The 12,782-nt window shown below is 57.9% G+C and carries 14 protein-coding genes; 12 read left to right on the top strand and 2 right to left on the bottom strand.

All coding sequences use genetic code 11. The annotated features are described in order from the left end of the window. The first annotated feature begins 80 nt into the window (after positions 1-80). From ACK2JC_RS10975 to ACK2JC_RS10960, 4 genes are all read left to right on the top strand, one after another. Entirely contained in the window at positions 81-923 is an 843-nt protein-coding gene (locus ACK2JC_RS10975; RefSeq protein ID WP_320936305.1) for a hypothetical protein, read from the top strand. Between the two features lie 92 nt (positions 924-1,015). Further along, positions 1,016-1,846, top strand: coding sequence for a purine-nucleoside phosphorylase (locus tag ACK2JC_RS10970; protein WP_107435629.1), 831 nt, complete (start codon positions 1,016-1,018; stop codon positions 1,844-1,846). A gap of 167 nt (positions 1,847-2,013) precedes the next feature. After that, on the top strand, positions 2,014-2,862 hold the full coding sequence (locus ACK2JC_RS10965) for an ATP synthase subunit K family protein (protein ID WP_118755118.1): 849 nt from the start codon (positions 2,014-2,016) through the stop codon (positions 2,860-2,862). Between the two features lie 174 nt (positions 2,863-3,036). Next, positions 3,037-3,300, top strand: a complete 264-nt coding sequence (locus tag ACK2JC_RS10960; protein WP_320936306.1) for a hypothetical protein — start codon at positions 3,037-3,039, stop codon at positions 3,298-3,300. Between the two features lie 133 nt (positions 3,301-3,433). On the opposite strand, the gene ACK2JC_RS10955 is transcribed toward ACK2JC_RS10960, so the two are convergent. Further along, positions 3,434-3,739: an AzlD domain-containing protein gene (locus ACK2JC_RS10955; RefSeq protein ID WP_320936307.1), complete on the bottom strand. Its 306-nt coding sequence runs from the start codon at positions 3,737-3,739 to the stop codon at positions 3,434-3,436. Further along, positions 3,729-4,460, bottom strand: a complete 732-nt coding sequence (locus ACK2JC_RS10950; protein ID WP_092369653.1) for an AzlC family ABC transporter permease — start codon at positions 4,458-4,460, stop codon at positions 3,729-3,731. The genes ACK2JC_RS10955 and ACK2JC_RS10950 overlap by 11 nt, the downstream gene beginning before the upstream one ends. A 241-nt stretch (positions 4,461-4,701) precedes the next feature. Here ACK2JC_RS10950 and clpB point away from each other — a divergent pair, with 241 nt between their 5' ends. The 8 genes from clpB (at position 4,702) to ACK2JC_RS10910 (ending at position 12,771) form a co-directional block, all read left to right on the top strand. After that, positions 4,702-7,293, top strand: coding sequence for an ATP-dependent chaperone ClpB (gene clpB / locus ACK2JC_RS10945; RefSeq protein ID WP_227167787.1), 2,592 nt, complete (start codon positions 4,702-4,704; stop codon positions 7,291-7,293). Between the two features lie 210 nt (positions 7,294-7,503). After that, entirely contained in the window at positions 7,504-7,683 is a 180-nt protein-coding gene (locus ACK2JC_RS10940) for a DUF4250 domain-containing protein (protein ID WP_092369647.1), read from the top strand. A 115-nt stretch (positions 7,684-7,798) separates the two neighbouring features. Then, positions 7,799-8,992, top strand: coding sequence for a type II secretion system F family protein (locus ACK2JC_RS10935; RefSeq protein WP_107435632.1), 1,194 nt, complete (start codon positions 7,799-7,801; stop codon positions 8,990-8,992). A gap of 14 nt (positions 8,993-9,006) precedes the next feature. Continuing rightward, entirely contained in the window at positions 9,007-10,497 is a 1,491-nt protein-coding gene (locus tag ACK2JC_RS10930; RefSeq protein WP_320938305.1) for a hypothetical protein, read from the top strand. Beyond that, a complete protein-coding gene (locus ACK2JC_RS10925; protein WP_320938304.1) occupies positions 10,484-11,155 on the top strand; it encodes a hypothetical protein in 672 nt (223 codons plus the stop codon). The genes ACK2JC_RS10930 and ACK2JC_RS10925 overlap by 14 nt, the downstream gene beginning before the upstream one ends. A gap of 5 nt (positions 11,156-11,160) precedes the next feature. Further along, positions 11,161-11,490 (top strand): prepilin-type N-terminal cleavage/methylation domain-containing protein, encoded by a 330-nt coding sequence (locus ACK2JC_RS10920; protein WP_320938303.1) that lies wholly within the window; start codon positions 11,161-11,163, stop codon positions 11,488-11,490. A gap of 14 nt (positions 11,491-11,504) precedes the next feature. Beyond that, positions 11,505-12,029, top strand: coding sequence for a type II secretion system protein (locus ACK2JC_RS10915; protein ID WP_320938302.1), 525 nt, complete (start codon positions 11,505-11,507; stop codon positions 12,027-12,029). Continuing rightward, positions 12,016-12,771: a hypothetical protein gene (locus tag ACK2JC_RS10910; RefSeq protein ID WP_320938301.1), complete on the top strand. Its 756-nt coding sequence runs from the start codon at positions 12,016-12,018 to the stop codon at positions 12,769-12,771. Before ACK2JC_RS10915 ends, ACK2JC_RS10910 begins: the two co-directional genes overlap by 14 nt. The last annotated feature ends 11 nt before the right edge of the window (positions 12,772-12,782 follow it).

The raw sequence follows: 12,782 nt of genomic DNA, 5'->3' as shown, positions 1-12,782 counted from the left end.
GCTTCCTGGCGGCCAGAACGGTTTTGGCCGGAACAGACGGAAGCCGGGAGGAAAGCCTTGTGATAAACGAGGACCAAAATATGAGAAAGACGATCCGCCAGGCCACCTTCATGGATGCCGCCGAGCGGGAGCGCTTTGTGCGGCCGCCGGAATACTACACGGATGAGTCCGGGGAACGATACCGGCTGGCGGATTGGAATGTGGAGTGCATTCCGGAAGAAACGGCTGGTCACGACGCGGAGAAGGAGGTAGTTTACCGGGCGGTGGAAGGGGCGCAGGTGATTCCCTGGCAGATTACGGTGGAGGAAGACCAGGATGGGGAGAACGCCCGGGGAGTGCTGGAAATGACGGAAAAAACAGTGCTGGATGAGCGCTGGTCCGATGAATTTTCCGTGCCGGTCACGTTTCATTCCTATGGGGCTGAGCAGTATGAGCTGGGAGAAATTATGATCCCGGCGGGTCAGGAACTTCCGCCGTCCGAAGCGTACCGGGAGGAACTGCTGCGGGTTCTGGGCCTTAAGAGCAGCGATTATGTGGTGGAAAACATGGTTTGGGACGGCGAACCGTATATGGACGCAGGCGGCGAGGTCTGCCGGGATGCCGTCGCTGTTGGGAAAAAACGGGTGGCGGATTACCGGGTGGTCTATGCGGGGCAGATCGTGCGGACGATTCCGGAGCGCTATTGCCTGAAAACCGTCTATGAGCTGAACATTCCGGTCCGGGAGCCGTCGGTGAGCGTGATCCGCGAGACCACGTCAGAGGCAGAGCAGCCTGTTCCGGAAAACGAAAATGGGAAATTCTGGTACCTGATACGCAGCGGAGTGGTGGTCACCATTGCAGTGGGGCTGTTTGCAATTTTGTTGGGCACGATTGTGCTTCTTGCAGCCTGGCGGAGGGAGGAGAAAAGAAAAAAGAGGAAATAAAAACGATTATGCCGGGGCTTGAGCCGCCAGGGGGACATGTGGTAAAATGGCGGTGACGGGCGGTGAGCGCCCGAAAGAAAGGAGCATGCGATATGAATCCGGTTTATGATAAACTGCTGCGCTGCTATGACAGCGTGAAGGACAGAATTCCGTTCGCACCGGACGTGGCGCTGGTGCTTGGGTCCGGGCTGGGGGACTATGCGGACCACATTCAGGTGGAGGCAGCCATCGACTACCACGAGATTGAGGGATTTCCCGTCTCCACTGTGCCCGGACACAAGGGCCGTTTTGTATTCAGCCATATTGAGGGGGTACCGGTGGTGCTGATGCAGGGGCGGGTCCACTACTATGAAGGGTATGCGATGACAGACGTGGTGCTTCCCATCCGACTTATGAAGCTGATGGGGGCCAGGATCCTGTTTTTGACCAATGCGTCCGGCGGCGTCAACTTTGATTTTGCGGCGGGAGATTTAATGCTGATCCGGGATCAGATTTCAAGCCTGGTGCCGTCGCCGCTAATCGGTCCCAATCTGGACGAGCTTGGACCGCGGTTCCCGGATATGAGCCATATTTACGATGAGGACCTTCGCAGCCTGATTCGGGAATGTGCGGCGGAACTTGATATCCCGTTACGGGAGGGCGTCTATGTCCAGTTCACCGGCCCGGCTTATGAGAGTCCCCAGGAGGTGCGGATGTGCCGGATCCTGGGCGGCGACGCCTGCGGTATGAGCACGGCCTGCGAGGCGGTGGCGGCAAACCACATGGGAATGAAGATCTGCGGTATTTCCTGCATTTCCAACCTGGCCTGCGGCATGACGGATCAGCCCCTCAGCCACAAGGAGGTACAGGAGACCGCCGACCGTGTGGCGCCCAGATTCCGGGAGCTGGTGACAAGGGCAATCGGGCGTATGGGTTCCTTGTAGGACGGACCAGTTTAGAAGGAATTTAAAAAAAATTAAAGAAAAAGACATAGCAATCGCCGTGGTTTCGTAGTAATATGTATCATGTATCCGAGCCGGGGGCTATTCCGGCGCGGATAACTGAGGAGTATTTTGTGAGAAGCAAAATAACGAAGAGGAGATACTGAATTATGAAAAAACATTATTTAGCCATCGCAGTGCTGGCACTGGCGCTGGGAATGACCGCCTGCTCTTCCAAGAAGGCGGAGGAGACCACTGCCGCCCAGACAACTGCAGCGGAGACAACCACGGCGGCTGAGACGACCACAGCGGCAGCTGCATCTGAGTCCGATCAGGATGAGGATTATTTTTACGGATATGTGAAGGAACTTACGGATCAGATCGTGACGGTTGAGGACGACGAGGGAAAACAGGTGAAGTTTACATACGCAGATGCGGAATTCTCGGATGACCGCAAGCTGGGAGTGGGCGACGAGGTTGAGGTTACCTTCTACGGCGAGCTGTCCGATGGCGAGAACAAGGCGGTATTTATCGATATCGTAACCTCCGCGGCCGAGGAGGCCGAGGAAGCGGCGGCCGAGGAGGAGGATCCGGTGACCAACGGCACCATCGAGAAGGTGGACGGGAAAACCATGACGGTGAAAACCGAGGACGGTACCTATACGTTTGACACCTCCATTGCCCAGCAGGTGACCAAGGGCGGCATCAAGGCAGGCGTGGAAGCGGAGATTACCTATTACGGAGATCCCGAGGACGAGGAAGAGCCGGCTATGGCCACCAGAATCGTGACCGAGGATGCCAGCGATTCTGCGGATGCGGATATCTACATGCTGACTGGAAAGGTGCTTCAGGTGAACAGCAACACGGTTGTTCTGGAGACTTCCGATGCGGAGAAGAGCATCTTCACATTTGTGGGCGAGGACGGTATGTTTGACAGCCTGAAGGAGGGCGATACTGCTACGGTCAGCTATGAAGGAACCCTGACCGGACGGACCATCACCGCGACCGGCTTACAGTAAATCAGAAGAGAAAATACAGAATATGGAAAAAACAATGGCCCGTCGGTTCAACGACGGGCCTATTGCATTTTCCGGCTTCCCTGCACCTGTGCGCATTCCCAGTCTGCTCCCGGCATAATTGGACAAAAAACCCCATAGGCTGTAAAAAGGATCGATATGGACGGAGATACCCTTATGATGATACCCACCGACATTTTGGCGCAAAGGCCGCGCAGAGGGCGGCTGCTGGGACGTATGACAGAGAATGCGCTGTTCTGGGCCGTGCTTGTACTTCTCGGCATCGGAGCCGTCACTTCATTTTACTATGAGCAGCAGATCACTGCCGCCGCACCGGACAAAGCCCATGAGTCCGTTTCCGCGCTGCCGGACGCCACCCGGCAGGGCCAGCGCATCCTGCGCTATCAGATGCAGAATGGGCAGCTGACGGTTTATCCGTGATGCGGCCGTTTGAAGTCCGTTTCTGAGTTCCAAATTCGCACGCACGCGAATTCAGGGAACGTCAACCTGGACCCGTCCCTGCGCGGTCTGGGCCTTCCCAATTTGCACACACGCGAATTCAGAGAACGGGCTGTCAGAGAAACAGCTCCAGAAGAAACACCAGACCGCAGGCGCCGCAGGCAACCCCGAACAGCCCGGCGCCGCGGTAGGCCAGTACCAGGGCGGCCAGGAAACCGGCCATTGCCGAGACCGGGCTGGAGGTGGCGGTGAGAATGGACGGGAAGGTCATGACCGCCAGCGTCACGTAAGGTACATAATAGAGGAAGGAACGGATGGTCCGGTTCTGGATGGGCTTTCGGATCAGCGTCAGCGGCAGTACCCGGATCAGGTAGGTGACGGCCGCCATGACAAAAATGTAGAGATATACGTTATGCTTCATGGAGTTCCTCCTTTTCTTCCGCTTCCTCCACCGGGAACAGGACAGCCCCGGCTCCGGCTACCAGCACAGTCAGGATAATGATGCGCATGCCCGTGGAGATTTGGCTGACTACCGGCAATAGGGTGAACAGCAGGCTGGCCGCCATGGACACTGCGACCAGTCCGGCCAACACCTTCTGCTTCCTGGCCGGAGGCACAATTACGGCGATAAACATGCCGTAGAGCGCCACATTCAGCGCGTTTAACACCCTGGCGGGCAGGACGTTTCCGGAAACCACGCCCAGGAACGTGCCCAGGGTCCAGCTGGGAGCGGCCACGCTGATTGCGCCGTAGGCATAGAAGGGGTTTAACATTCTGCCCGAACCGATGGAGATACCGAAGATCTCGTCCGTGACCCCATAGGCCACCAGCAGGCGGTGGAAAAAATGCATGTTTGGATCTAATTTCTGGGAAAGGGCGCAGGACATCAGGAAATACCGCAGGTTGATGATCAGCTGCGTGCACGCCATCTCCACGTAGGAGGTGCCGGCCGTGATGAGCCCCAGGGCCGCGAACTGCCCGGCGGAGGTCAGGTTGGTGATGGACATAAGCGATGCGGGGAAGGCCCCCAGCCCCACATTTCTTGCCGCGATGCCCAATGTAAAGGAAACCGCAAGATATCCCATGGCAATGGGGAGGCCGTCATGGGCGCCCTGCAGATACCAGTCTCGATTGCTCTTCATAATTTTTTATTCTCCCTGTTTTTCAAAAGTCCGCCCCTATTTTACCACCCCGAGGGGCAGGAGTGAACGGACTCTTCCCATTTTATACATTAGAAAATCTAATTGCAACATTAAAATATATAAGATCAAAAAATATACGAAAAAATTAGCACTCACCCCTTGACAGTGCTAATAAAGCGTGTTATAGTACGACTAGAACACAGATACAAGAGCACAATTCCGAATAGAGGAGGAATGAGTGATGAACATCAATAAATTTACGCAAAAATCGATGGAGGCGGTGCAGAACTGCGAGAAGCTGGCTTACGAGTACGGAAACCAGCAGATCGATCAGGAGCACCTGCTGTACGCTCTGCTCACCCTGGAGGACAGCCTGATTTTAAAGCTGGTGACCAAGATGGGGATTCAGGGCGATATGCTGAAAAATGAGGTGAAACAGGCGCTGGAGAAGCTGCCCAAGGTCAGCGGAGGCGGCCAGCTCTACATCAGCAACGACTTGAATAAGGTGCTGATCAACGCGGAGGACGAGGCCAAGTCCATGGGTGACGAGTACGTTTCCGTGGAACACCTGTTTTTGGCCCTGATCAGGCATCCCAGCCGGTCGGTTAAAAACCTGCTCAAGATGTACAACATCACCAGGGAGACATTTTTACAGGCGTTGTCCACGGTGCGCGGCAACCAGCGGGTGGTCAGCGACAATCCGGAGGCCACCTACGACACCCTGACCAAGTACGGCTACGACCTGGTGGAACGGGCGCGTGAGCAGAAGCTGGACCCGGTGATCGGCCGCGACAGCGAGATCCGAAACGTGGTCCGGATCCTTTCCCGTAAAACCAAGAACAACCCGGTACTGATCGGCGAACCCGGCGTGGGCAAAACCGCCGTGGTGGAGGGCCTGGCCCAGCGGATTGTGCGGGGCGACGTGCCGGACGGACTGAAGGACAAGAAGTTGTTTGCTCTGGACATGGGTTCTCTGGTGGCCGGAGCCAAGTACAGAGGCGAGTTTGAGGAGCGTCTGAAGGCCGTGCTGGAGGAAGTGAAGAAGAGCGACGGGCAGATTATCCTTTTCATTGACGAGCTGCATACCATTGTGGGCGCGGGTAAAACCGAGGGCTCCATGGACGCGGGAAATATGTTAAAGCCCATGCTGGCCAGAGGCGAGCTGCACTGCATCGGCGCCACCACCCTGAACGAGTACCGCAAGTATATTGAGAAGGACGCGGCGCTGGAGCGCCGGTTCCAGCCGGTGCTGGTGGATGAGCCAACGGTGGAGGACACCATTTCCATTCTCCGGGGCCTGAAGGAACGCTACGAGGTGTTTCACGGTGTGAAGATCACGGACTCCGCGCTGGTGAGCGCCGCCACCCTGTCCGACCGCTATATTACCGACCGGTTTCTGCCGGATAAGGCCATCGACCTGGTGGACGAGGCCTGTGCCATGATCAAGACCGAGCTGGACACCCTTCCGGCGGAGCTGGATGAGATGTCCCGCAAGATTATGCAGATGGAGATTGAGGAGGCCGCCCTGAAGAAGGAGACCGACCACTTAAGCCAGGACCGTCTGGCGGACCTGCAGAAAGAGCTGGCGGAGCTGCACGACGAGTTCGCGGCCCGGAAAGCCCAGTGGGAGAATGAGAAGGCCAGCGTGGACCGCCTTTCCGCTCTCCGGGAGGAGATCGAGACGGTAAACCGGCAGATTCAGGACGCCCAGCAGCGATACGACCTGAACAAGGCCGCGGAACTCCAGTACGGCAAGCTGCCCCAGCTGCAGAAGGAGCTGGCCGAGGAGGAGGAGCGGGTAAGAAACGAGGATTTGAGCCTGGTGCGCGAGAGTGTGACCGAGGACGAGATCGCGCGGATCATTTCCCGCTGGACCGGAATCCCGGTGGCTAAGCTGACTGAGAGCGAGCGCAGCAAGACGCTTCATCTGGACGATCTGCTCCACAAGCGGGTGATCGGCCAGGAGGAGGGCGTGGAAAAGGTGACCGAGGCCATTATCCGGTCCAAAGCCGGTATCAAGGATCCCACCAAGCCCATTGGCTCCTTCCTGTTTTTAGGCCCCACCGGCGTGGGCAAGACCGAGCTGGCCAAGGCCCTGGCGGAAGCGCTGTTCGACGATGAGGGCAACATGGTCCGCATCGACATGAGCGAGTACATGGAGAAGCACTCCGTGGCCCGTCTGATCGGAGCGCCTCCGGGATATGTGGGCTACGACGAGGGCGGACAGCTGACCGAGGCGGTGCGGCGCAAGCCTTACTCCGTGGTGCTGTTCGACGAGGTGGAGAAGGCTCACCCGGACGTGTTCAATGTGCTGCTCCAGGTTCTGGACGACGGGCGGATCACGGATTCCCAGGGGCGGACCGTGGACTTTAAGAACACGATCATTATCCTGACGTCCAACATCGGCTCCCAGTACCTGTTGGAGGGCATCGGCGAGGACGGCCGCATCCGGCCTGAGGCCGAGACCGCGGTGATGAACGATCTGCGGGCCCACTTCCGGCCGGAGTTCCTGAACCGTCTGGACGAGGTGATTCTGTTCAAGCCCTTAACCAGGGAGAATATCGGCGGAATCGTGGACTTGTGCGTGGCGGATCTGAACAGGCGTCTGGCGGACCGGGAATTGACCATCGAGCTGACCGCTCAGGCGAAGGAGTTCGTCATCGAGCGGGGTTATGATCCGGTGTACGGCGCGCGGCCGCTGAAGCGTTACCTTCAGAAACACGTAGAGACGCTGGCAGCCAAAATTATCCTCCAGGACGGCGTCCGTGCGGGCAACACCATTGTGATCGACGTGTCCGAACATCAAGACCGGCTGATCGCGTATGTGGAGTAATTTGTAAATATTTGGGATCCATGTAAAAAGGCGTGGGGGGCCTATCCTACGCCTTTTTTTGATAAAAAACCACTGGAATTTGCAAAAAATGAGCGAAATTGGGAATGAAGTCTTGACAATGAAAAACATAAGCGATAATAATATTGTGAACCGGATGCCAGCTGGGTCCAGGTCAGATGATTCAGCAGAGACGGAGGAAGAAAACGAACCATGGACAGTATACCGAAAGATCCGGTCATTTTATTGAGTTATATAAATACGCAGCTGAGGGATCACTATGGCACGCTTGATGAGTTTTGCCGTTCTGCCGGCGTACTGAAGGCGGAGATCGTCTCCACACTATCCGGCATCGGTTATCATTATGAGCCGGCGCAGAATCAATTCCGTTGAAACGCCTTGTATCAGGCCATGAGATTATCGCAGCCGGGCGGCCTTATCTGATCGGAATCCATCGGATAAGGCCGTTTTTTGTACGTCTGCGGGAAACGAAAGAGAAGGGGATGAAATGGCACGTTACCGCTATAAAGCACTCCGGATGGACGGCACCTGCTGCGCAGGGACGCTGGAGGCTGCGGACGAGCAGTCGCTGCTTGAGATGCTTCACCGGAGGGGAATTTATTGTTATGAATATCGCAGAACAGAGGCGGAGAACGGCCGTCGGACTTCCAGCAGAGTGAAGTCCGACGCCATCCCGCCTTTCTGTCGTCAGATGTCCACCATGCTGGGCGCGGGCGTGCCCGTTTCCAGGGCGCTTTCCGTCTGCGGCAGTTCCACCCGTGACCGATCCCTTGGGCGGATTCTGGCCCGGCTTAACGAGACGGTGCAGAAGGGGCGGACGCTGTCCGAAGCCATGGCGGAGATGAACGGGATATTTCCCGGACTGTTGGTACATATGGCTGCAATGGGAGAGCTGAACGGTTCATTGGACCGGGTGATGGCGAAAATGGCGGATCATTACAGCCGGGAGGCAAAGCTGCGCAAGAAGATAAAGAGCGCGATGACCTACCCCGCCATTTTGCTGGTGGTCACGCTGGTGGCTACGGTGTTTATGCTGACCATCGTGCTGCCCAGGTTCGCGTCGCTTTTGTCCGGGACGGAGCTTCCGGCGTTCACACGTTTCCTGATGGGGACGAGCGCGTTTCTGAAAATTCACGGGCTGCATCTGCTGCTGGCTGTTTGTGGACTTTTGGGACTGGGAGCCTGGATTTTGACGATTCCCGCGGTCCGCCTGGAAAAGGACCGGCTGCTTTTGGGGCTTCCGGTGGCGGGGAGGCTGCTGAAAACCGTGTACACGGCACAGTTCGCCTCGGCCTTTTCCCTGCTGTATGCCAGCGGTATCAGCATTTTGGAAAGCCTGGACGCTGCAGCGGCCGTGATGGGTAATTCCTACATACGGATGTGTCTGGGGCAGGTGGGAATGGATCTGCGCAAGGGAGAAATGCTCTCCCAGTCGCTGGAACGGCGGCGCATCTTTCTGCCGGTATTTATCTCCCTGGTGGCGGCCGGTGAAGAATCGGGCGCGCTGGAGAATATATTGGCGGATGCGGGAATCTTTTACGAGTCGGAATCCGCAATGGCCCTGGAACAGATGGTTGCGCTTCTGGAGCCCTGCGTGATGATCGTGATGGCCCTGGTGGTTGGAAGTATTGTGATCGCCGTCATGATGCCCATTTACACCATGTATTCCCATATGCTGTGATGAGGAGGAAATCGTTGAGACATTATCTCTATCTGGAGGACAGGCGGATCGCCTATGTGTGCGGCTGCTTTAAGGGCGGAGTGTTTACGCTGCGCGCGGCAAAGACCGCAGAATTAACCAGGGCCGGGGACGTGCAGGAGGCGGCGGCATTTCTGCGGTCAGCGGGCCTGGCCGGAAAGTCCGTGATTGCGGCGGTGGGAGGAAGCGAGACCGTTTTGCGTGAGATGCGCCTTCCCGCGGCGTCCGCTAAGATTACGCGGGGAATGATCCGAAATGAAATCGCCTATTTTCGGAGAACAGCTGCGGCCACTGCGGTGGATATGGATTTCCTGGAGCGGGCGGGGCGCGGAAAGGAGCAGCATCTCCTGGCGTACGCCATGGAGCGGGAACGGCTTGAGAAGCGGCTGCTGCCCTTAAAGGAGGCTGGTATTTCCTGCGCACGTCTGAGCGTGCTGCCGGACTGTATGGCTAAGTTTGCCCTCCGTATGGGAGCGCGCCGCCAGACCGCCGTGGTGGCGGCGCTGGAATCGGATCAGCTGCGCCTGTGTCTGGTTAAAGACGGGCACTGCCTTTTAAACCGGAATGTCCGGCTGAATGTGAGGCGCTTCTGCGATGCGGGAGCGGAGGGACTTCTCTATGAGGAGATTGCGGATCAGATCGGAAAGTTGGTCCAGTTCTGCGAGGCCCGCACGGAATCCGAGACCGTGCAGCAGGTGTTGATTCTCCCGGGCAGACTGAAGGACGCGGATGCGGCGGCCGCTTCTGTGGGCGGTCTGCTCAGGCTGCCATGCCGCTGTCTCCGGTTTGACATCCGCCCGTCTGGGAAAAGCCCGGTGGCAGAGGAGGACATTCACTTCAGCGCGATGGTGCTCTGCGCCGCCTACCGGCCTGAGAAGGGGCTGTGCCCGGTGAACCTCCTGGCTGCGGAGCGCGGTTTGTCCCGGCGGGGAAGGGGAATCCTTCCGGAGGGATTCGGCGCCCGCTGCCTGTTGTTTGCAGCGGCCAACGCGTTGGCAGTGGCCGGAATCTGGTGTTATCTGGAGGCCGGGACATACCGCGCACAACAAAAATCCCGGGAGCTGTCCGCCTACCTGGCGGAGGATAAAGGGGTCGCGGCCTACCGGGAGAAAATAGCCAGACATCAGGAGCAGGCCAATGATCGCGCTTACCAGAGCCGGATGGAGGCGGCAACGAACAAAATCCGAACCATGAAATGCCTGACCATGGAAGGTTTTGAGGTCCTGGAGGACTGCCTGGCTCCCGGCATGGACATTCAGTCCGTGGTTTACAATAAAACCACGGGATACCTCAGCCTGCGCCTCACCATACCGGATTCCGGGGAGGCGCCCGGATATGTGGAGCGCGTGCGGGACAGCGGGTATTTTACAGAGGTGGAATACAGTTCCTGGGGTTACGGGGCGGAAGCCGCCGGGGAACAGACACTTTCTATGGAGATAAAGATCAGGCTGACGGGAAAGGAGGGACGGCAAAATGCGGTTCAGTAAACGGGAATGTGTACTGCTCACGGCGCTGGCGGTCCTTCTGATCTGGTCGGCTGGCCGGACCCGGATTCTGGAACCGGCTATGGAGCGCCGTATGTCCGCCCGTGAGGAGTGCGGCCGTTTGGAGCAGGAGCGGATTGATGCGGAACAGTTCATCGATGTGGTTATTGTGTCGGAGCCGACCCTGGAGGAAAGCGGGGACCTGTTCTTTTATGAAACGATGGAGGATGTGGCCTTTGACCGCATGTTCCAGCGTATGGCCCGGGAGTCCGGACTGACGGTGCGCAGACTGGAAATCGTCCGGTCAGAGTCCGGAAAAGGGGATTTCCGGTCGGAGAAGGCTGTCCCCAGGACGGAAAGCCCGGGCAGTGCGGGGAGTTCAGGCAGTGCGGGGAGTTCGGGCAGTCTGGGAAATGCCTTCGGCCCGGAGTTCCGGTACGCGCAGATCCATTTGGAGCTGGCCGGCGATGGTGTCCGGGATGCCATGAGGATGGCGGACCGGATTGACGCAGAGCCTGCCAGCATGGTGGTGAGCTATATGGGAATCGAACCGGACAGCCGCGTGAAGGCCTCGGCGTCGGAGACGGCCGGCGTGATCTGCCGGATGGATGTGGACATTTACTGGGTGGAGCCGCGCGCAGCGGAGAAAGGCATGGAATAGGCGTTATGGCGTACAAACGAAAAGGCGGGCCGGGTCCCAGAGCGGGATTTTCATTGGTTGAGGTGATCGTCAGCGTAGCGCTGATCGCCCTGATCAGCACGGGGTTCCTGTATATGATGGCGGCGAACTCGCAGCTTCTGTCGCGGGAGTACCGTTTGGACCGTTCCAGCTATGAGCTCGGCGCGCTGGCGGACCGCGGGGAGGGAAAGGCCGGGGAGAAGGTTCTCACCGTGTATTTCCAAATGGATTCCGGTGAAACGCTGGAAGAGTATTTCCGCGAGTACACGGTTGGGGAAGACGGGGAAAACCGGATTACCTATTTCCGGCACGAGTAATGGGAGGACATGGAGTGAGTAAAGACACAGAAAGCAGGGCCAGGCGCTGCGGTGGCTTCACACTGCTGGAGACCGTGATGGCATTGACCATTGCCTCCATCGCGCTGCTCTTTTTCACCGGTTTTCTGGTGCCCCAGCTGAAGCTGTATTACCGGTTCGGGCGGACCTCGGAGGCAAAACAGGTGTGCAGCCGGATTTACCGTGAGATAGAGGAGCAGCTGCGTTACGGGTATGATTTCGCCGTAGACCCCGAAGATTCCGCAACCTTGTATTACCATGTGCGGGAGACGGAGCGGTCCGGATACCGGAGCGGCGGAGGCGAGGATGGGCCGCTGCAATTTGACGGGACGCTGCTGGATGGAGGGCAGGAGCTTGGCATGAGGCCGGAGCTGGATTTTACCGGAACAGATGAGGACACGGTCTGTGTGCGGATTCGACTATTGGAAGAAAATGGGGATGAAGTGATCTGGGAACAGGAGGCCTATGTTTCCAGCCTGTACGGGGAGATAGAGGAGGGAAAGCCGGATGAGACGCATTGATCCGCGCCGGGGAGGCAGTATGATTTACGTGATCATGCTCATGACCATGTTTGTAATCCTGTCCACGGGATTTCTGTACATGTCGCGCTACAGTCTGGAAGCGGTTTTACAGAACCGCAGCTACATGGAAGCGCAGGCCGCCGCAAAGATGATCCACCAGTCCTACTGTCTGGACGTGAGCAACGGCTCGTCCGCTGCGATGAACCGGATTTGGGAGGAATTTGAGGAGGACTGCCTGTCGCTGGCGGGGAGAAGGGGAGCGGAAGAGCTTACGGAGGCACTGGAAGCCCTGGAATACCGTGCAAATGGATACGGCGAGACGGGAGACCTTGCGATGGAGATGGTTCTGACCGCCAGACCGGCCAGGGGCGAGGCCACCGTGGACACCCAGGTGACGCGCCATGGATATACGTTCAGGCTGGGCGCGGAAATCCGGTTTGACGACGCGGAAGGCGAAGTGTTGATCATTCCGCTGCCGCAGGAGGATGAGCAGGGGGAAGACGGGGCTCAGGACGAAGGGGAGCCGGACAGCGGCCTGGAATCAGATGAGGTCGCCCCGGACAGCGGCCTGGAATCAGATGAGGTTGTCACGGACAGTGTCCCGGAATCAGATGCAGAGCCCACGGACAACGCCCCGGCCCCGGATGCAGAAGATCCCCAGGCCGCAGTGCCCGACAGTCTGCATTTTAACATGCAGGGCCTGGGCGTCTACCGCTACTATGAGGGCGAACGTTCCCGGTAAATAGGCCGCGG

It is taken from the genome of Enterocloster lavalensis (assembly GCF_046603895.1).
Lineage (GTDB): Bacteria > Bacillota > Clostridia > Lachnospirales > Lachnospiraceae > Enterocloster > Enterocloster lavalensis.
The sequence above is the reverse complement of the archived record's forward strand: the minus strand, read 5'-3'. Positions and strand labels throughout refer to the sequence as shown.

Coding starts and splice junctions, on each gene's coding strand:
- clpB (WP_227167787.1), top strand. CDS start 4,702: ATGAACATCAATAAATTTACGCAAAAATCGATGGAGGCGGTGCAGAAC.
- ACK2JC_RS10935 (WP_107435632.1), top strand. CDS start 7,799: ATGGCACGTTACCGCTATAAAGCACTCCGGATGGACGGCACCTGCTGC.
- ACK2JC_RS10955 (WP_320936307.1), bottom strand. CDS start 3,739: ATGAAGCATAACGTATATCTCTACATTTTTGTCATGGCGGCCGTCACC.
- ACK2JC_RS10970 (WP_107435629.1), top strand. CDS start 1,016: ATGAATCCGGTTTATGATAAACTGCTGCGCTGCTATGACAGCGTGAAG.
- ACK2JC_RS10920 (WP_320938303.1), top strand. CDS start 11,161: ATGGCGTACAAACGAAAAGGCGGGCCGGGTCCCAGAGCGGGATTTTCA.
- ACK2JC_RS10925 (WP_320938304.1), top strand. CDS start 10,484: ATGCGGTTCAGTAAACGGGAATGTGTACTGCTCACGGCGCTGGCGGTC.
- ACK2JC_RS10940 (WP_092369647.1), top strand. CDS start 7,504: ATGGACAGTATACCGAAAGATCCGGTCATTTTATTGAGTTATATAAAT.
- ACK2JC_RS10965 (WP_118755118.1), top strand. CDS start 2,014: ATGAAAAAACATTATTTAGCCATCGCAGTGCTGGCACTGGCGCTGGGA.
- ACK2JC_RS10975 (WP_320936305.1), top strand. CDS start 81: ATGAGAAAGACGATCCGCCAGGCCACCTTCATGGATGCCGCCGAGCGG.
- ACK2JC_RS10960 (WP_320936306.1), top strand. CDS start 3,037: ATGATGATACCCACCGACATTTTGGCGCAAAGGCCGCGCAGAGGGCGG.
- ACK2JC_RS10950 (WP_092369653.1), bottom strand. CDS start 4,460: ATGAAGAGCAATCGAGACTGGTATCTGCAGGGCGCCCATGACGGCCTC.
- ACK2JC_RS10910 (WP_320938301.1), top strand. CDS start 12,016: ATGAGACGCATTGATCCGCGCCGGGGAGGCAGTATGATTTACGTGATC.